17 protein-coding genes are annotated in these 18,177 nt (G+C 65.7%); 11 read left to right on the top strand and 6 right to left on the bottom strand.

The features are described from left to right. Positions 1 to 45: 45 nt before the first annotated feature. From AC1DR6_RS08445 to AC1DR6_RS08460, 4 genes are all read left to right on the top strand, one after another. On the top strand, positions 46 to 774 hold the full coding sequence (locus AC1DR6_RS08445) for an AzlC family ABC transporter permease (protein ID WP_476828746.1): 729 nt from the start codon (positions 46 to 48) through the stop codon (positions 772 to 774). Then, complete coding sequence (locus AC1DR6_RS08450) at positions 761 to 1,078, top strand: AzlD family protein (RefSeq protein WP_476828747.1); 318 nt, start codon at positions 761 to 763, stop codon at positions 1,076 to 1,078. The genes AC1DR6_RS08445 and AC1DR6_RS08450 overlap by 14 nt, the downstream gene beginning before the upstream one ends. Before the next feature lie 182 nt (positions 1,079 to 1,260). Next, on the top strand, positions 1,261 to 2,133 hold the full coding sequence (locus tag AC1DR6_RS08455) for a branched-chain amino acid aminotransferase (protein ID WP_476828748.1): 873 nt from the start codon (positions 1,261 to 1,263) through the stop codon (positions 2,131 to 2,133). A gap of 6 nt (positions 2,134 to 2,139) precedes the next feature. Continuing rightward, positions 2,140 to 3,117 carry an NAD(P)H-dependent flavin oxidoreductase gene (locus tag AC1DR6_RS08460; RefSeq protein ID WP_476828749.1) on the top strand — a complete coding sequence of 326 codons (978 nt, stop codon included), beginning with the start codon at positions 2,140 to 2,142 and terminating at the stop codon, positions 3,115 to 3,117. 106 nt (positions 3,118 to 3,223) lie between these two features. Here AC1DR6_RS08460 and murJ read toward each other — a convergent pair whose 3' ends face one another. Then, the gene (murJ, locus tag AC1DR6_RS08465; protein ID WP_476828750.1) at positions 3,224 to 4,750 is read right to left on the bottom strand and encodes a murein biosynthesis integral membrane protein MurJ; all 1,527 of its coding nucleotides are present in this window, start codon (positions 4,748 to 4,750) and stop codon (positions 3,224 to 3,226) included. Between the two features lie 6 nt (positions 4,751 to 4,756). Continuing rightward, positions 4,757 to 5,788 (bottom strand): glycosyltransferase family 2 protein, encoded by a 1,032-nt coding sequence (locus tag AC1DR6_RS08470; RefSeq protein WP_476828751.1) that lies wholly within the window; start codon positions 5,786 to 5,788, stop codon positions 4,757 to 4,759. 133 nt (positions 5,789 to 5,921) lie between these two features. On the opposite strand from AC1DR6_RS08470, the gene AC1DR6_RS08475 reads away from it, so the two are divergent. Both AC1DR6_RS08475 and AC1DR6_RS08480 read left to right on the top strand, forming a co-directional pair. Next, on the top strand, positions 5,922 to 6,785 hold the full coding sequence (locus tag AC1DR6_RS08475; RefSeq protein ID WP_476828752.1) for a ChbG/HpnK family deacetylase: 864 nt from the start codon (positions 5,922 to 5,924) through the stop codon (positions 6,783 to 6,785). Positions 6,786 to 6,928: 143 nt separating this feature from the next. Beyond that, positions 6,929 to 8,614, top strand: coding sequence for a methyl-accepting chemotaxis protein (locus tag AC1DR6_RS08480; RefSeq protein ID WP_476828753.1), 1,686 nt, complete (start codon positions 6,929 to 6,931; stop codon positions 8,612 to 8,614). Positions 8,615 to 8,685: 71 nt separating this feature from the next. Here AC1DR6_RS08480 and AC1DR6_RS08485 read toward each other — a convergent pair whose 3' ends face one another. Next, positions 8,686 to 9,285: a superoxide dismutase gene (locus AC1DR6_RS08485; RefSeq protein ID WP_476828754.1), complete on the bottom strand. Its 600-nt coding sequence runs from the start codon at positions 9,283 to 9,285 to the stop codon at positions 8,686 to 8,688. Positions 9,286 to 9,543: 258 nt separating this feature from the next. Between AC1DR6_RS08485 and AC1DR6_RS08490 the strand changes: the two genes are divergently transcribed. Next, complete coding sequence (locus AC1DR6_RS08490) at positions 9,544 to 10,989, top strand: hypothetical protein (RefSeq protein WP_476828755.1); 1,446 nt, start codon at positions 9,544 to 9,546, stop codon at positions 10,987 to 10,989. Here AC1DR6_RS08490 and AC1DR6_RS08495 read toward each other — a convergent pair whose 3' ends face one another. Then, on the bottom strand, positions 10,990 to 13,155 hold the full coding sequence (locus AC1DR6_RS08495) for a S9 family peptidase (RefSeq protein WP_476828756.1): 2,166 nt from the start codon (positions 13,153 to 13,155) through the stop codon (positions 10,990 to 10,992). 329 nt (positions 13,156 to 13,484) lie between these two features. On the opposite strand from AC1DR6_RS08495, the gene AC1DR6_RS08500 reads away from it, so the two are divergent. The 3 genes from AC1DR6_RS08500 (at position 13,485) to AC1DR6_RS08510 (ending at position 15,239) form a co-directional block, all read left to right on the top strand. Next, positions 13,485 to 13,901 carry a Ros/MucR family transcriptional regulator gene (locus AC1DR6_RS08500; protein ID WP_476828757.1) on the top strand — a complete coding sequence of 139 codons (417 nt, stop codon included), beginning with the start codon at positions 13,485 to 13,487 and terminating at the stop codon, positions 13,899 to 13,901. 202 nt (positions 13,902 to 14,103) lie between these two features. Beyond that, complete coding sequence (locus AC1DR6_RS08505; protein ID WP_476828758.1) at positions 14,104 to 14,469, top strand: helix-turn-helix domain-containing protein; 366 nt, start codon at positions 14,104 to 14,106, stop codon at positions 14,467 to 14,469. Beyond that, positions 14,466 to 15,239 carry a DUF6456 domain-containing protein gene (locus AC1DR6_RS08510; RefSeq protein WP_476828759.1) on the top strand — a complete coding sequence of 258 codons (774 nt, stop codon included), beginning with the start codon at positions 14,466 to 14,468 and terminating at the stop codon, positions 15,237 to 15,239. The genes AC1DR6_RS08505 and AC1DR6_RS08510 overlap by 4 nt, the downstream gene beginning before the upstream one ends. Positions 15,240 to 15,259: 20 nt before the next feature. Here AC1DR6_RS08510 and AC1DR6_RS08515 read toward each other — a convergent pair whose 3' ends face one another. Next, positions 15,260 to 15,685 carry a SufE family protein gene (locus tag AC1DR6_RS08515; RefSeq protein WP_476828760.1) on the bottom strand — a complete coding sequence of 142 codons (426 nt, stop codon included), beginning with the start codon at positions 15,683 to 15,685 and terminating at the stop codon, positions 15,260 to 15,262. An 87-nt stretch (positions 15,686 to 15,772) separates the two neighbouring features. Beyond that, the gene (locus AC1DR6_RS08520) at positions 15,773 to 16,036 is read right to left on the bottom strand and encodes a hypothetical protein (protein WP_476828761.1); all 264 of its coding nucleotides are present in this window, start codon (positions 16,034 to 16,036) and stop codon (positions 15,773 to 15,775) included. 327 nt (positions 16,037 to 16,363) lie between these two features. Here AC1DR6_RS08520 and AC1DR6_RS08525 point away from each other — a divergent pair, with 327 nt between their 5' ends. Then, the gene (locus AC1DR6_RS08525; RefSeq protein ID WP_476828762.1) at positions 16,364 to 18,169 is read left to right on the top strand and encodes a sensor histidine kinase; all 1,806 of its coding nucleotides are present in this window, start codon (positions 16,364 to 16,366) and stop codon (positions 18,167 to 18,169) included. The last annotated feature ends 8 nt before the right edge of the window (positions 18,170 to 18,177 follow it).

The following is an 18,177-nucleotide window of genomic DNA, read 5'->3' on the forward strand; positions in this document are numbered from 1 at the left end:
GCTGGGACGTGTTGACGGAATTGCGCATCGGTTTCAGGAGAAATGATGCCGCACGCTCCAGAACATTCCAGGCCCGCGCCCGCGTCGGTCAGCCGCGACGGCATGCGGCTCGGTATCCGCAAGGTCTCCGTGCTGCTGCCGGGCATCGTGGTTTTTGCCGTCGCCTTCGGCGCGGCCGCCGCCGCCAAGGGCATGACTCTGCTCGAGACCCTTCTGATGAGCGGGCTGGTCTATGGCGGCGTCTCGCAGCTTGTCGCGATGGAGCTGTGGCGGCCGGAATGGACCTGGGGCGCTATCGCGGGGCTGACCGTCGTAACGGCGACCGTCAATGCCCGCATGATCCTGCAGGGTGCGGCGCTTCAGCCCTGGTTCGCGCAATATCCAAAGCGGCTCAACGCCTTCCACCTGTTCTTCTACACCGATGCCAATTGGCTCATCGGCACCCGCTACCACGACGAAGGCGGACGCGATCTTGGCGTATTGGTTGGCGCCGGCCTCGCGCTCTGGGTGGTCTGGGTCGCGGCCACCATCCCCGGCCATCTGCTGGGCGCTCTGGTTTCCGATCCGCGCCGATACGGCATCGATCTCGTCATGCCGATCTTCTTTGCGGCGATGATCGTGCCGATGTGGCGCGGGCGTCGTGCTGCCGTGCCGTGGGTCGTCGCCGGACTGGTGGCGCTGCTGACGGCGAAGTTCGTGGACGGCTATGTCTTCATCATCACCGGCTCGGTGGCCGGGGCTCTGACGGGAGCGTTCCGCGATGACGCTGCCTGATCCCGGCCCTTGGGGCGCCTATATCGCGATCGCCGCGATGGCACTCGCGACCTATCTCTGCCGGATCGCCGGCGTGGCCTTGATGAGCATCATCCCGTTGACGCCGCATGTCCGGCGTGGCCTTGCTGCCCTGCCTGGCTCCATCGTCGCGGCCACCGTGCTGCCGCTGATCGAGCGGCTTGGCCTTGCAGCGGGCATTGCGCTGCTGGCCGCGATCGTTAGCATGATCCTGAGCCGCAGCGAACTTGTTGCCCTCGTGACAGGCATGTCCGTGATCTCGGCGCTGAGAGCGTTCGGCTTTTAGCGATCGGGCGCGGATTGCGGCACCCTTCCACGCCAGGACGACAGGCGACCGCGGGACAGATCACTGCTTCCGATCGCTCCCATCACATCCCGTCATCACGCCATGCACCGTCGCGTGTTGACGGGAATGACCCATGGGAGGACGGTGCAGGTCAGAAGAACTGACTAAAACGGAGCCTCTCGATGGCATGGTATTCCCAAACCTGGACCTGGTTCGATGGAGCCTGGCACGAGGGCAATCCCGGCCTCGTCGGCCCGCGCAGCCACGCGCTCTGGCAGGCCTCCTCGGTGTTCGACGGCGGGCGCTATTTCGATGGCGTCGCGCCGGATATCGAGCGGCATGCGGCGCGGGTGAACCGCTCGGCGATTGCGCTCGGGCTCGAAGCCACGGTGACCGAGGAGTTCATCATAGGAAAGGCCTTCGAGGGCGTGAAGAAGTTCGCGCCGGGCACGGCGCTCTACGTCAAGCCGATGTACTGGGCCGAGGCTGACGGCCCCTCGACCATCATGCCCGACCCCGGCTCGACGCAGTTCGCGCTCTGCCTGTTCGAGGCGCCGATGCCGCAACCGAGCAACGGCTTCTCGGTGACGAAGGGCATCTTCCGCCGCCCAACCTTCGAGACCGCTCCGACCGACGCCAAGGCCGGCTGCCTCTATCCCAACAATGCCCGCGTGCTGAAGGCGGCCAAGGCCGCCGGCTTCGACAACGCATTGGTGCTCGACATGCTCGGCCATGTCGCGGAGACCGCGACCTCGAACGTCTTCCTCGCCAAGGACGGCGTGGTGAAGACGCCGGTGCCGAACGGGACCTTCCTGAACGGCATCACGCGCCAGCGCGTCATCGGCCTGCTGCGCGACAGCGGCGTTCTCGTCGAGGAATGCAGCCTGCGCTATGATGATTTTGAGACGGCCGACGAGATCTTCATCTCCGGCAACTACTCGAAATGCATGCCGGTCATCCGCATCGACGACCGCACGCTCCAGCCCGGCCCGATGTTCCGCAAGGCCCGCGAACTCTACATGGATTTCGCGCATTCGAAGCCCAAGGCCGCCTGAGCCGCCTTGGCCAAGCTCGCCACGCGGCTGACGCATCGACTTGGTCTCGCTCACCCCATCCTGTCGGCGCCGATGGCGCTGGCGGGCGGCGGGGCGCTCGCTGCCGCCGTGACGCGTGCGGGGGGCCTCGGGCTCATCGGCGGTGGATATGGCGACGCCGCCTGGCTCGAGCCGCAATTCATTGCTGCCGGCAACAGCCAGGTCGGCTGTGGCTTCATCACTTGGTCGATGGCCAGGCAGCCGGACTTGCTGACGCGGGCGCTGGCGCATGAGCCTGCGGCGCTGATGCTGTCTTTCGGCGATCCGCGCCCCTTTGCAGCCGAGATCGCGACAGCCGGCGTGCCGCTGATCTGCCAGTGCCAATCGCTCAACCACGTTCGGCAGGGCCTGGAGGCGGGCGCCGCGATCATCGTCGCGCAGGGCGCCGAGGCCGGCGGCCATGGCCATCGACGGGGGACGTTTCCTTTCGTTCCCGAGGTCGCGGATTTGTTGGCCCGCGAAAGCCCCGAGACGTTATTGCTCGCCGCTGGCGGCATTGCCGATGGGCGCGGCCTTGCTGCCGCGCTGATGCTCGGCGCCGATGGCGTGTTGGTCGGCACACGCTTCTGGGCCAGCCGCGAGGCGCTGGTGCACGAGCGCCATCATGCGGCGGCCATCGCTGCGACCGGCGACCAGACCGTGCGCTCTTCGCTGCCCGACATCGCGCGCCGGCTCGACTGGCCGAAACCCTTCGACATCCGCGTTGCCGCCAACGCGTTCACGGAAAAGTGGGCCGGTCGCGACCGGGACCTGACCGCCGCAATCGAGACCGAGGCACCAGCCTATCGCGAAGCTTTCGTGGCAGGCGATATTGCCAAGGCCGCAGCGATCTTCGGCGAGGCGGCGGGGCTTATTGCGGACATCCCCTCGGCCGGCGACATCGTCGAGCGGATGGTGCAGGAGGCGGCGGCGCTGCTGGGCAGGGCAGGGCGGTTTATCGTTTAGCCGAGCCCGCCGTCATGCTCGGGCTTGACCCGAGCATCTTATGCCGCGTGAGGCGCTGTAGACCCGCTGTCCTGAGATTCTCGGGTCAAGCCCGAGAATGACGGGGTCATCGCAACAGCCGCAGCAATCCGGTCACCTTGAGACCTACTCCTGCCAGCACGGCGTAAATCGCCGCCGCCAGCCCCGACAGCAGCAGAACGCCTATCAAAAGCGGCTGGAAGGGTGATCTTGTCGTGAACTGAAGCGCCAGCGGCGCAAACCACCACGCGAACAGACCCGCCACGGCTGCAGCGAATCCCACGATCGCGAAATACCCCGGCAGGCGCCGATCCGGCGTGGTCCAGCCCTTCTTCAGCCCGAGTACGAACAGCGTCGTCAGGTTGATCCAGGCCCCCGCCGCCGTCGCCAGCGCCAGCCCCGGCGCGCCCCAGTCGCGCCAGAGCAGCAGCTTGAGCGCGAGGTTGCAGGCGATGGCACCGAGCGACACCAGCATCGGCGTCGTGGTATCGCCGCGCGCCTGGAAGGCCGAGATTTGCGAACGCATCATCACGATCGCCGGCAGGCCCAGCGCGTAGGCGAAGAGCACGGTCCCGGATGCCGCGCTCGCCGGTGCATCGAAGGCGCCGCGCTGGAACAGCCCCGCCACGATGAGATCAGGAACGGCCAGGAAGGCGGCGACGAAGGGCGCGCTTGCTACGAAAGCGATCGCGATGGCGCGGTTCTGCGCGCGATTGGCGGCAGCTTCGTCCCCCCGCGCGATCGACCGGCTCATCGCGGAGAGCGCGACCGTGCCGACCGCGATGCCAATCAGCCCGATCGGCAGCTGATAAAGTCGCTCAGCGTAGTACAGTGCCGAATAGGCGCCGCGCGGCAGCAGCGAGGCGATGATCGTATCAGCGAAGATGGCGATCTGCACGCCGGCCGAACCGATCACGGCCGGCCCGAAAGCCTTCAGGAAGCGGCGCACGCCGGCATCCCGACGTGGGCGGACGAGACTGCTCGACACGCGTGCCCGCCGCGCCGCCACATACAAAAGCAGCCATTGCGCCAGCCCCGAGACTGAGACACCCCAGGCGGCGGCGTAAGCTGCGCTCGGAAACAGGAACGAGACCGAGAGCGCCGCCATCATTCCGACATTGAGCAGGATCGGCGCCGCCGCGAACGCCGCGAAACGGTCGACCGCATTCAGTGTCGCGCCCAGAAAGGTCACCATGGTGACGAACAGCAGATAGGGAAAGGTGATGCGCGTCAGCGAGACCGCCAGCCCATAGACCGCCGGGTCCTCGGTCAGGCCCGGCGCCAGCAGCTTCACCAGCCAGGGCATCAACGGCAACGCCAGCGCCAGCAGCACGATCTGGACGAGGAAGAGCACGGTGAAGAGCCGGTCGGCGAACAGGCGGGCCGGCTGCGGGCCGTCCTTTTCGGCAATGTGCGCATAGGCCGGCACATAGGCCTGGTTGAAAGCGCCTTCGCCGAAGATCGCGCGGAAATGGTTGGGCAGGCGCAGCGCGACGGAAAATGCGTCCATCGTCGCGCCAGCGCCGAGTACGGCCGCCAGCATGATGTCGCGTGCGAAGCCGGTCAGGCGCGAAAGCAGCGTATAGCCGCCGACCGACAGGATGTTTCTGAGCATGGAGGCTTACCGGATGACCGGCGGCAGGGCGTCGCCGCGCGGATGGTCGACGGTACGGGCCTCGAAGCCGACGCGTTCGCCGATGAGATAAAGCGGCCGACGCTTCACCTCGGCGAAGATGCGCCCGACATATTCGCCGATCATGCCCAGCGAAACGAGCTGGATGCCGGAGAAGAACATGATCGAGACGATCAGCGACGGGAAGCCCGGCAGATCCGTGCCGTAGAACATGGTGCGGATCAGAAAGTAGAGCGCCGTCAGCGTCGCGACGAAAGCGATGACGGCGCCGCTCCAGGTCGCGACCTTGAGCGGGATCGTGGAAAAAGACGATAGCCCGTCGAAAGCGAAGGAGAACAGCCGGCCATAGCGGAACTTCGATTCGCCATGCACGCGCTCCGCAACCTCGAACGGCACGCCGGTCGAGCGAAAACCCACCCAGGCGTAGAGCCCCTTGGAGAAGCGCGCCCGCTCCGGCAAGGCCCGCAACGCATCGACCGCCTTGCGGTCGAGCAGGCGGAAATCGCCCGCGCCCTCCGGCAGCTCGGTTTCGCCGAAGCGGCCGAAAATCCGGTAGAACGCCTTGGCGAAATTACGCTTGAGCGCGGTTTCGCCGGCCCGGTCGGTGCGTTGGGCGTAGATGTTGAGATAGCCCTCGCGCCATTTTTCGATGAAGGCGGGGATCACTTCCGGCGGGTGCTGGAGGTCGGCATCCATGATGACGACCGCGTCGCCGAAGGCATGGTCCAGCCCGGCGGCGATCGCGATCTCCTTGCCGAAATTGCGGCTGAACGAGACGGCGCTGATGCGCGGATCAGCCTTGTTCATCTCCCGGATGACGGAGAGCGTCTGGTCGCGGCTGCCGTCATCGACGAAAACGATCTCCCAGGAAGAGACTGCGCTGGTCAGCACGGCCTTCAGCCGCTCGATCAGCGGACCGATGTTGGCCGCCTCGTTGTGCACGGGCACGACGACGGACAGCTCCGGCCAGCGAGAAGCGCGCGGCGCGCGCGGGGGCGCGGGGGACGTGGTGTCCGACACGAAAGACCTTTCGAGACCGCGCCGGGAAGGCGGGTGCGGGACGCACTCAAAACCGAAAGCTTGCGCAGCGACAAGCCCGATGCGGTATAGCGCGGTTCGGCTGAGCGGATGACTACATGGGAGCGTCGAGGCGATGGCAAGCGGGTTTGTCCTTTGCGCCGACGATTTCGCGCTCACGGAGGGCGTCAGTCGATCGATCCTTACGCTGCTCGGCCTGGGCAAACTGAGCGCGACGGGCGCGATGACGAACCGGCCGCATTGGCGCGGGCTGGCGGGCGAACTCGCGCCCTTCGCCGATCGGGCCGATCTCGGCCTGCATTTCAACCTCACCTGCGCCGCTCCGCTCGGCGCGATGCCGCGACTTGCGCCCGGAGGCGAATTTCCGGCACTCGGCCCTGTCGTGCGGGCAGCGATAATGTCCGCGACCGTACGCGAGGAAATATCGACCGAGCTTTCTCGCCAGCTCGACGCTTTCGAAGATGTGCTGGGGCGGCCCCCCGATTTCGTCGACGGTCATCAGCATGTCCATGCTCTGCCCGGCGTTCGTTATGCAGTGCTGGACCTGCTGGCGCGGCGCTATCGGGCAGGCCAGATCTATGTCCGCGACCCCGCGGATCGCCTCGCCGCAATTCAGGCGCGCGGCGTCGCGGTGGGCAAGGCGATGGTGATCGCCGGGCTCGCGACAGGTTTTCGCAGCGCCGCTCTGCGTCGAGAAATCCGCGTCAATCGCGGCTTTTCAGGCGTTGCGCCATTCGATCCGCAGCGTGACTTCGCGGCCGATCTCGATCGTTTCATCATCCGGCCGGGGCCGGCGCATCTCGTGATGTGCCATCCCGGCTTCATCGACGACGAGCTCGCCACGCTCGATCCCGTCATCGCAACGCGGCCCGTCGAACACGCCGCCATCGCCGCATTCCGAGCGCCTGCGGAGTTGCCGCTACGTCGTTTCAAGGATTTGCTCGCCCAAGACCCGCTCGGCCAAAACCCGCTCGACTAAGACCCCCTCGGCTAAGACCTGCTCGCATAGAGTGCGAGAGGTTTTGCACCGCAAGCGATTTATTTACTCCCGTACCAGACTATCCGACGGGGAAGGGCGTACCGTCATGGCGACGGAGCGCGCCTATGGGGATTGTCCGGGCGATGAATTGGTTCAAGCAGCCGGTTTCGGCGGCCCAGGCGGGCGGGGCGCAGCCCGCTATTGCGAGGACGACGTCGCTCAGCCGGCAGATCGCCGCCGCTGCGGTCACGATCGTCGCCATCGCGATCATCATCGTCGTCTTCGCCGTCTCTCGCTACAATGATAGCCGCACGCGTCAGGACCTTGACCAGAAGGCGACGGCGCTGGCGCTGATGGTCGCCAATGCCGCTCCGACGCTAATTCTGGCTCGTGACAGCATCACTTTGGGCTCCATCCTCGAATCCTTGCGGCGCGATCCTGATTTCGACGCCGCGATTGTCGGCGACGACATGACGTCACTCGCCTCGTCCGGCCGCAGCGAGGAGGCTCGCCTGTCGCTGACGGGGCGATGGCTGACGAAGGTCCTCGGCCAGGACCCATGGGCTGCGATGGCGGCGCGCGGCTCGGCCGATGTTGAGGACGACGTCTACCTGACCAGGCTCGTCGCGGTGCGCGTCGCGACCAGGCAGATCGGCTATGTCGCAGTGCGGTTCGACAAGACCCGGCTGATTGCGCGCGCAGCCTGGGAGCAGTTCGTGATCGTCGGGCTGGGCTTCGCGATTCTGATCGTGCTCGGGCCGTTGCTCTGGTTCTCGCTTTCGCGGACGATGAGGCCGTTGCGCGGCATGACCAACGCGATCGTGCGCATTTCCGACGGAGACCTCAACACGCAGCTCGATGCACTGAATCGCGGCGACGAGATCGGTGCGATTGCGCGTGCGCTGGGCGTGCTGAAGATCCGTCTTGCGGAGCGCGCGGCGCTCGAGGAACGCCAGCACGTCACCGAGACCGAGCGTCTCGCGCGCCAACAGGGCGTCGATGGCGCGATCACCCTGTTTCGCAACGAGGTCGGCCTGGCGCTGGAGACCTTCAAGAGCAATGCCGAGCGCATGCGCGAAGCCTCGGACGGGTTGGCCCGCGTCGCCGCCGAAGCCTCACAGCGAGCAGCGCGCGCCGCCGACAACGCCCATGGCGCCAGCGGCAACGTCGAGAGCGCGGCCCAGGCCGCAGAAGAGATGGGCGCCGCTATCCGCGAGGTCGAGTTCCAGGTGCGACGCGTCCGCACCGAGATCGTCGAGGCGGCCTCCGCCTCGCGCGACACCGCAGGCTCCGTGCAGGAACTCGACGAGACCGCCCGCGCCATCGGCGAGGTCGTCAATCTGATCCGCGACATCGCCGCCCAGACCAATCTGCTGGCTTTGAACGCCACGATCGAGGCGGCGCGCGCCGGCGAGGCCGGGCGCGGCTTTGCGGTCGTCGCAGCCGAGGTGAAGTCGCTCGCGTCCCAGACGGCGGACGCGACCGACAGGATCGTCGCCCAGGTCGCAGCCATTCAGGGCGCGACCGGCCAGGTCGTCGGTGCGATCCACAACATCGCCGAACGCATGAATGCGATCGAGACCTTTGCCAACTCCGTCGCGACCTCGATCGAGCAACAGGCGATCGCCACCGGCGAAATCGCCAGCGGCGTTGCGATGGCAAGCTCGTCCGCGCTGTCGGTGTCGAGCGATCTCAGCGTGCTGGCCGACAGCGTCGAGGAAACCGGGCGCTCGGCCGAACAGGTGCGCAGCGCGGCCGGCGAAGTCGCGACCCAGGCGCACCGCCTCGACTCGACCGTGGACCAGTTCCTGCGCAGCGTCGCAGCCTGAACCATCCAATCCCCAAGAAAAACGGGGCCTCTGGGGCCCCGTTCCGGTCTTAAGCGATAGAGCCGTCAGGCTTAGGCCTTGGCGCCGTTATAAAGCTCCGCGACGTAGTCCCAGTTCACCAGGCTGTCGAGGAAGGCCTTGAGGTAATCGGGACGGCGATTGCGGTAGTCGATGTAGTAGGAGTGCTCCCAGACGTCGACGCCGAGGATCGGCGTGGCGCCGTGCACAAGCGGGTTCTCGCCGTTCGGGGTCTTGCTGATGGCGATCTTGCCGCCCTTGACCTCGAGCCAGGCCCAGCCCGAACCAAACTGGCCGACGCCGGCCGCGACGAAATCTTCCTTGAACTTGTCGACCGAGCCGAAAGACTCGACGATCGCCTTTTCCAGCTCGCCCGGGATGGAGCCGCCGCCATTCGGCTTCATCCACTTCCAGAAATGCAGGTGGTTGTAGTGCTGGCCGGCATTGTTGAAGACCGCCGGGTTCTTGCCGTAGGACCCCTTCACGATCTCCTCGAGCGACTTGCCCTCGAATTCCGTGCCCTTGATCGCGTTGTTGCCGTTGTTGACATAGGCAAGGTGGTGCTTGTCGTGATGGTACTCGAGCGTCTCCTTCGACATGAAGGGCTGGAGAGCATCGTGAGCATAAGGGAGATCGGGAAGCGTAAAGGACATGGTGCCGCTCCTAGGGCTATGAAATGCTTAGAGTTTTGAATGGCTGTGTCGCGAAGACGGGGCGGTGAGGCCCTGCCGTTCAGTTCGATAGTTAAGCGCAAGCGGCCGGCTCGACAACCGCCGAGACGGCGAAAGCTAATATCCTCTCGACAGCCCGCCGCATTGAGGCCAGATTTCCCGCCCTGAGCTGCTGAAATGGAAACTGTCTCTTATTCAATACGTTAGAAGATGGAGCGTGCCCTGCCGCGTGCGAGGCGGATGACGGGACATGCCGAGGGTGCCGAGTTGATAGCGATTTTCACGGTTCTGGGCCTCGGGCTCTTCGGTGGCGGCCTGTTCGCGATCTACGAGGGCTGGCCCTATCTCGTGCTCGAGCGCGGCTTTACCCAGGTCATCATCGGCGCCGTGGCGGCAAGCGCAGGCCTCATCATGCTGTCCCTGGCCTGGGTGCTGCGTGAGCTGAAGGTGATGCGCCGCGAGTTCGCCCAGGCAGCGGAATACGGCCGTCCCGACGGCGCAATTCCCTTGGCCGAGCCGGTCGCCGTCATTCCGCCCCCTGTCGCCGCGGTCGGACATCCGAGCCTTGGTCTGGGGCTCGGTGCCGGTGCCGCAGCCTTGGGAGCCGGCGCCGTCACCATGGCGGCGTCGCGATCGGACGATCCGGAAAAGACGCCGGAAACCGCCGAGCGGGACCTGTTCGGTTCGCTCGTCGCGGAGCGCCTGTCGGCCGAGCCCTCTTCGGAGGACGAGCCTCCCGCGCAGCATGAACCCGGGGTCGAAAAACCGGTTGCGGACCTGTTCGAGTCCGGTACCGAGGCCCAGGATCCGACCGAAAATGCCGACGCGACCGAAAGCGCCGAGCCGGTCGAAATCGTCGCGGCCATGGTGCAGCCGCTGAGCCAGGACGAGGCGCTGGCGAAGAGCGACTTCGCCGAGGAGAAGCCGGTCGCAACCGGCTTCTCCTATGACGATGTCCGCGTCGCCGACGAATCGGCGCGGGGCTACGTCCTCGACGTTGAGCCGACATCGGTTCCGTCTTGGCCGGCCGACGACGATACGATTGCGGATGAATGGGATGCAGCCGTGGCGCTGTCACCCGAGCCGGAACCGGAGCTGGAGACGCTGCTCGGGACCGAGCGTCGCCAGCCGCAGCCCGAAGCCGAGGTCGATGAGTTCAGCGCATTGCGCGACAGCCTGACGAGCCAGCTCGGCGGCGTCTCGCATGCCGGCGAGCCGGCCGAAGATAGCGCCTCTGAGCCATTCGCGATCCGCGAAGACTGGCTGTCGCCGATATCCGGCCGTCGCGAGCCCTCGTTTGGGCCGGAGGAGCCGGTGATCGAACCGGTTCCAACCGAAACCCAGCCGTCCTGGCCGCCTCGTGCTGCCACCCCGACATTCTACGAACAGCATATCGACCAGGGCGCGCGCGAGGCGATCCCGCAGCAGCCCGAGCACGCGGCTGTATTCGAGGAGCCGGAGCAGGAGCCCGCCGAAGTCCAGCAGGAACCGGTTGCCGACGCGCCGGAAGAACCCGCCAGCTCCAATGAGGGGATCGTCGGCGCCTATCAGGTCGGCGACGCCCATTTCACCATTTTCGCCGACGGGTCGATCCGCGCCCGCACCCCCGATGGCGAGTACAGCTTCGCCTCGATGGACGAACTCAAGGTCTATCTCGTCAGCGAGAAGAGCCGGCTCGGGGTCTGATCAGTCGCCGGTCGCAGGCCAGCCTTCGCCAGTCGCCTTGATGGCGAAGGCATAGGCCAGCGCGGTTTCCTTCAAAGAATCGAACCGGCCGGCCGAGCCGCCATGTCCGGCGTCCATGTTGGTGTGAAGCAACACCGGCCCTCCGCCCGTCATCGTGGCGCGTAAGCGCGCGACCCACTTGGCAGGTTCCCAATAGGTCACGCGCGGGTCCGTCAGGCCGGCCATTGCGAGGATCGGGGGATAGCTCTGCGCGGAGACGTTGTCGTAGGGCGAATAGCTTCGGATCGTCTCGAAAGCCTGGCGATCGCGGATCGGATCGCCCCATTCAGGCCATTCCGGCGGTGTCAGCGGCAGGGTGTCGTCGAGGATCGTGTTGAGCACGTCGACGAAGGGTACTTCGGCGACGATGCCGGCGAAAAGCTCCGGTGCCATGTTGGCGACGGCGCCCATCAGCATGCCGCCGGCGCTGCCTCCTTCCGCGATGATCTTGCCTCGCGCGGTGAAGCCAGCGTTCGAGAGCGCTTCCGCGGCAGCGATGAAATCGGTGAAGGTGTTGCGCTTCTTCTCGCGCTTGCCGTCGAGATACCAACGCCTGCCCTTTTCGGTGCCGCCGCGCACATGCGCGATCGCGTAGACGAAGCCGCGATCGACGAGGCTGAGCAAGCGCGTGCGGAACGAAGCCGACATCGCCGAGCCGTAGGAGCCATAGCCGTAAAGCAGGCAGGGCGCGCTCCCGTCGAGCGGCAGGTCGGCCCGGTGCAGGATCGAGACCGGGACCTGCTCCCCGTCCTTGGCCGTCGCGAAGATACGCCTCACCTTGTAGGCTTCCGGATCATGGCCCGACGGCACCTCCTGCCGCTTCAGCAACGTCCGCTCAGCGGTGGCCAGGTCATAGTCGTAGGTCTCGGCGGGGCGCGCCAGCGAGGCATAGATGAAGCGCAGCGTATCGGTGTCGAACTCATAGCCGGCATCGATGCCCAGCCCATAGGCCTCTTCCTCGAAGGCGATGCTGCGCTCGGCTCCGTCCGCCAGCTCGCGGATGACGATGCGCGGCAACCCGTCTTCGCGCTCCAGCCGGATCAGCCGACCCTTCAGGCAAAGGTGATCGAGGATGAGCCGGCCGGGCTTGTGCGGCACGAGATCGCGCCACTGCTCCGACTCCGGGGTCGCCATCGGTGTGGTGACGATCTTGAAATCTTCGGCATCGCCGGCATTGGTCAGGATCAGCAGGTCCTCGCCATGATGCTCGACCTCGTATTGCCGGCCGGGCTGGCGCGCCGCGACGATACGGGGACCCGCATCGGGGTCGTCGAGATCGACGAGCCTGATTTCCGAGGTCTCATGATCGTCGATCGAGATCAGCAGGAAGCGCCCGGACTGGGTCTCGTCGATATCGACGAACATCCCGGCATCGGCCTCGTCGTGCAGCACCGCATCGCTCGCGGCAGGCGTGCCGAGCCGATGACGCTTGACCTGCGAGGGCCGATGGTCGGCATCGACCGCGACATAAAAGAACGAACGCGAATCGTTTGCCCAGACGATGTCGCCCGTCGTGTCGGTGACGATGTCGGCGAGATCGCTTCCGCTCGTCAGGTCGCGCACGCGGATCGTGTAGAGTTCGGAGCCCGCCTCGTCGGCGCTCCAGCCGAGCAGCATGTGGTCGCGACTGTGGGCGACATCACCGAGATCGAAGAAATCCTTGCCGTCGGCGAGTGCGTCGGCGTCGAGCATGATCTGTTCGCGGGCTTTGCCGGTGCGGCTTTGCGAGCGCTGCAGACGCCGGCAGATCAACGGATGTTCTCCGCCTTTGCGGTAGCGCGAATAGTACAGATAGGCGCCGTCCGGCTGCGGTACGCTGGAATCATCTTCTTTGATCCGACCGCGCATCTCCTTGACGAGCTCGCGCTGCAACGCTTTCGTCGAAGCCATCTGAGTGCCGCAATAGCTGTTCTCCGCTTCGAGATGGTGTCGGATCTCGGCCGGGAGCACGTCCGGATCGCGCAGGACGTCTTTCCAGTTGTCGGCCCGCAGCCAGCCATAGTCATCGCTGAGCTGGATGCCGTGAACCGTGGTTTCCACAGTCTTGATCGCTGCGACGGGCGGCATCGACCGGCCCTTCATCCGAGACGTCTTTGGCTGGGTGCCGGTAGTCTGGTTTGCAGGCATGACATCTCTCCGGCGAAGGGCGCGCGAGAGAGGTAGGGCCCGGTCAACCTCCTGGCAAGTCTAGCAAAGGGTGCTCGATTCTGATCTTTAAAAACAAGGAAATCGCCTCAAAGTTGCGAGGTGAAATAGTGGGCAAATGAAAAATCATTGATACTGGAAGTTCTCTTGCGCCAGTGTAAAGTATCGATTACAGCAGTTTTAGCCTGATCATTCGGATGATTCTGCCGTCGTGTTGCTTATACGCCGCCGGCAAGGATCGTCGAGCGGATGGCTAAAAGGAAATGGCGGCCGGCAAGACGGCTGGCGATAGCGACGAGGGGATATCTGCAATGGCCGATGCCGAAGGGTCGGATTTCATCGAATTGACTGCGGATATCGTGTCCGCTTACGTCTCCAATAATTCAGTTCCGGCTGCCGAATTGCCGGCGTTGATCGCTGAGATTCATTCCGCGCTCAGTCGGGTTGTCGGTGGCGCTGCGCCAATTGCCCCCATCGAGGCGCCCAAGCCTGCGATCCCGGTCAAGAAGTCGATCACGGCCGATTACCTGATCTGCTTGGAAGACGGCAAGAAGTTCAAGTCGCTGAAGCGCCATCTGCGCACGCAATACAACATGTCGCCGGAGCAATATCGCGAGAAGTGGGGCTTGCCGCCCGACTATCCGATGGTCGCTCCGAACTATGCCGAGGCTCGCTCGCAGCTTGCGAAGAAGATGGGCCTGGGCCAGCAGCGCCGCAAGCGTCGCTGAGCGCTCGCGAGCCGCAAGGGCTCGCAGCTCGAAATCGCTGAAAAGCCGCCGGTTTCCGGCGGCTTTTTTCGTTTGCGCATCTGTTCGGGTGGTTTGCCGGGACCGCTGCCAAAAATCGCTTGTCAAAACGTTAATAGGAATATAAGCCTATTTCACCAGCCGCCGGCCGAAGATCGAACTGGGCACTTCAATGGAACGTATCATGAACATAGCGGTGCCGGAGTTTGACAGGAGATTGCAGGAGGCGGCCTCGGCGCGTCTCGCGGAAGCCGCTGTCGCTGTGCTGAGGCATGTGCCGACACGGCGGCTGCGTGCGTCGCGGCGCGGCAGGCTCGCCGTCGCCGAAGCGCGCCGCACGGCAATGTATCTCACCCACGTCGCCTTCGGCATGACGCTGACGCGCGTCGGCATCTGCTTCGGGCGCGATCGCACCACGGTGCGCCACGCCTGCGCCATCGTCGAGGACAGCCGCGACGACCCGGCTCGCGAATTCGGGCTGGACGCGCTGGAGGCCGGGCTCATCGCGCTGATGGCCAGTACCCATCGATCCATGGAGGACCACCGATGAGCGGCTACGCGACCGAACGGGACCAGCAGCGCATGCTGCGCCATCTCTCCGAGCCCGGCAGCTATGCTATGGTGTCGCCGTTGGAGTGCGGCCGCATCGCGCTCTACCGCGAGAGTGGCGGCGGGAGCCTGGGCGCCGGCTATGTAGCCGCCTCGGCCGCCGAAGCCTTGATCGGCCGGGGGCTCCTGGCTTGGAGCGGGGAGGGCAAGGCAGCACGCCTGCTTCCGCAAGCGCCCCCAGAAGCCGATCGGACGCGTCGGCCCGATGCCGCCGCGCCTAGCCATAACGATCGGGAAAGCCCGTTGCTCTGGCTGCACCGGCGCCCCGGCAAGGACGGTCAGCCACAGATCAGCGCGAACGAATTCGCGGCCGGCGAACGCTTCAGGGCGGATCTGACACGTGCCCAGATGCTGCCGCGCACGACAATGAACTGGGATGCCGCTTTGACGCCGCAGGAGAAGGGCGCCGGGCCGCGCGATCACGGCGGCGCGTCGGATTCAGCCATCGCCGCCCGCCAGCGCGTCCGTCAGGCCTGCGACAAGCTCGGTCCAGAGCTCTCGGGCCTCGCCATCGATGTCTGCGGTTTTCTGAAGGGGCTCGATCTCGTCGAGCGCGAGCGCGGCTGGCCTGCCCGTTCCGCCAAGGTGGTGCTGCGCGTCGCGCTGGCCGCACTGGCGAGCCATTATGGCCTCGACCGCAAGGCGAGGGCGCCGGCCATGTCCTCATGGCGCGAGCATGGTGCCCGCCCGGTCATCATGCCGAAAGCCTAGATGGTCCCCGGCTGGTCGGTTCAGCCCGCGGTGGCGCGGGCGTCCGCCTTGATGCGGTCGATCATCGCGCGCACCCCGTTGGAGCGTTGCGGCGTCAGATGCGCGGCGAGCCCGAGCTTCTCGTAGATCGCGAAGGCATCGGTGGTCAGAATGTCGGAAGCCGATCGGTTGGAGAAGATCGCCAGGGCCAGAGCCACTAGCCCGCGCACGATATGCGCGTCGCTGTCGCCGCGGAAATGCAGCTTCGTCTGCGGGCCCGGCCCACCTTCGGCATGCATGTCGAGCCAGACCTGGCTGGCACAGCCACGCACCTTGTTGACCTCGCTATGGGCTTCCTCGGGCAGGGGTTCGAGACCCTTGCCGAGTTCGATCAGATAGCGGTAGCGATCGTCCCACTCGTCGAGCAGGTCGAAATTCGCGACGATCTCGTCGAGTTGCGTGGTCATGGTCCGCCTTGTCGGCGCGGTGCAGGGGCCGGCGCCGTGCTGTCTTTCCGCAGCGCGCAAGCCGGCGTCAAGCGCAGGCCGGGCTTTTCAGCGATGGGCGGGTCGTGCCGCTGCATTTGTCGCGGCGCCGAGAACGCGCTCGCGCATCTCCGGATCCAGCCCCGCGAGAATCTGCGCGGCCTCGCGCGAGGCGCTCAGATGACCTGCGGCGGCGCGCAGTGGCGGCTGCATCGCTGCGACGATCGTGTCGATCGCGGCGGGTTCGTCGGCCCCGTCCGGTTTTCCCGCGAGCAGGGGTGAATTCATCGCGATGAATCCGATGATCGCAAGCTTGCGCAGCAAACGGGCCATGGGTCGACTCCAGCAGCAGCCGAGCCCGGCCGCGACCGCGACCTTGACGTGAGACCCGGAAAAATCGCGTGATTTCGGACGCTCAAATTTGCGACGAATGCCGCCGGTCGTCTTAGGCTTCCGTTCACCCTGCCGCGAACATCCTTAACGGCGCTTCGAGACGCCATGAGATCAGCGCAAACATCTGGAAAATCAGACTTAAATCCTCCGTATCGGGTTTGAATCGAGGGCCGGGTCGCCATCGCCTTTAAGCCCGGCTTAAACCCCCGCTGGCGAAATGCCTGCAAGCGGGCGTCCGGCCCGTAGAAGTCAGGCGTTGCGTTGGTAATGGCTCTCACTGAACTCAGGACACAGGCGGCGGCACTGGTGCATGCATCGGTGCGCGGCGATGTCCGCGAAAGGCTGCGCCACCAGCGCTTCATCCTGTCGCGGCTTCTCGTCGGCGGTGGGGCACTCGCGCTCACGCCCGCCTATCTGGCCTGGCGCGGCACGCCCGGAGTCTTCGATATCGCGCTGATCGTCGCGGCCAGCCTGCCTCTGCTCGCGGTCTTCCTGCTGTCTCGAACCGCGAGGCTCGATATCGCCCACCTGATCTCGGCCGCAGCTCTGTCGCTCGTCGTCGCGGCGGTGGCGCTCGCCACGGGCGGTGCGGCGTCGCCGCTTCTGGCGGGACTGGCCATCGTCCCGATCGAAGCGGCCGGCTACGGCTCGCGCAAATTCGTCTGGCGCGCCGGCATCGCAGCCCTTGTGGCCCTGCTGGCTGTCGTCGTCGGGGATCAGGCCGGGCTCTTGCCTGTCGTGGGTCTCGGCCGCGAGGCCATGCCGTTGGTGATCGTCGCGGGTGTCGTCCAAGCCTTGATCGCCGTCGCGCTCGTCTTGCGGCGCCAAGGCGAGGCGGGTGAGCCCAGCCCCGCGGACGAGCGCACCCGCGTGCTGCTTGATCATCTCGGCGAGCTGGTGACATGGCATGATGTCAGCGGTGCCGTCGTCTTCGCCAATGCGGCGGCACGCACGCTGGCGGGGGCCGAACCATCCGAGCTGCTCGGCAGGGGTTTGTTCGAACGCGTCCACATTGCCGACCGCCCGGTGTTCCTCAAGGCGCTGAGCGACGCGGCCCATAACGAGGGCGGCGTCACCACCTGCTTCCGCACCCTGTTTGTCCCGGCTGGCGAGGAGGGGCGCGCGCGCCACCCGGTCTCTTTGTGGCTGGAAATGCAGGCCTATCGCATCGAGGACATGGCTTCCCGGCATGGCCCGACGGTCGTCTGCGTGATGCGCGACGTCACCGCCCGACGCATCGGAGAGGCTGAGCGTGAGCGCGGCCACGCCGAAGCGATCAAGGCCAACGACGTCAAGAACCGGTTTCTTGCGACCGTGAGCCACGAACTGCGCACGCCGCTCAACGCCATCATAGGTTTCTCGGAAATGCTGAGCGGCGAGGAGGCCGGCCGGCTCGATGCGGACCGGCGCGCCGAATATGCCGGCATCATCCACGCCTCGGGCCATCACCTGCTCGATGTCGTCAACACGCTGCTCGATATCTCGAAGATCGAGAGCGGCGCCATGACGATCGAACCCGAGCCGTTGGATCTCTCGGCCATGGCCAAGGATTGCTGCGCGTTGATGGCGCTTCGCGCCCAGAGCAGCGCGGTGATGCTAGAGAAGATCGTCGGACCCGGCTTGCCGCTGATCCAGGGGGACCGTCGCGCCCTCAAGCAGGTCGTGCTCAATCTACTGTCCAATGCCATCAAGTTCACTCCCCCGGGAGGCCGTGTCGTCCTGGCTGTCGTGCGGGACGGCGCTGCCATCGATCTATCGGTCTCCGATACCGGCATCGGCATTTCGCCTGCCGATCTGCCCCGTCTGGGCGACCCCTTCTTCCAGGCCAAGAGCGCCTATGATCGCTCGCATGAGGGCACGGGGCTTGGCCTCTCGGTCGTGCGCGGGCTGGTCGGATTGCATGGCGGCCAGCTCTCGATCGAAAGCGCGATCGGCGCCGGCACACGCGTCTGCGTGCGTCTGCCTCTTGTGCAGCCTGCCGGCGTGTCCGAGCAGCCCACCCGGATCGTCACCTTTGCCCGCGCCCCGCGCCGGGCTCTCGACACCAAGCAACCTTTCCGTTTGACCGCCTGAAGACGAGC

This window comes from Allobosea sp. P5_A5, from assembly GCF_056400625.1.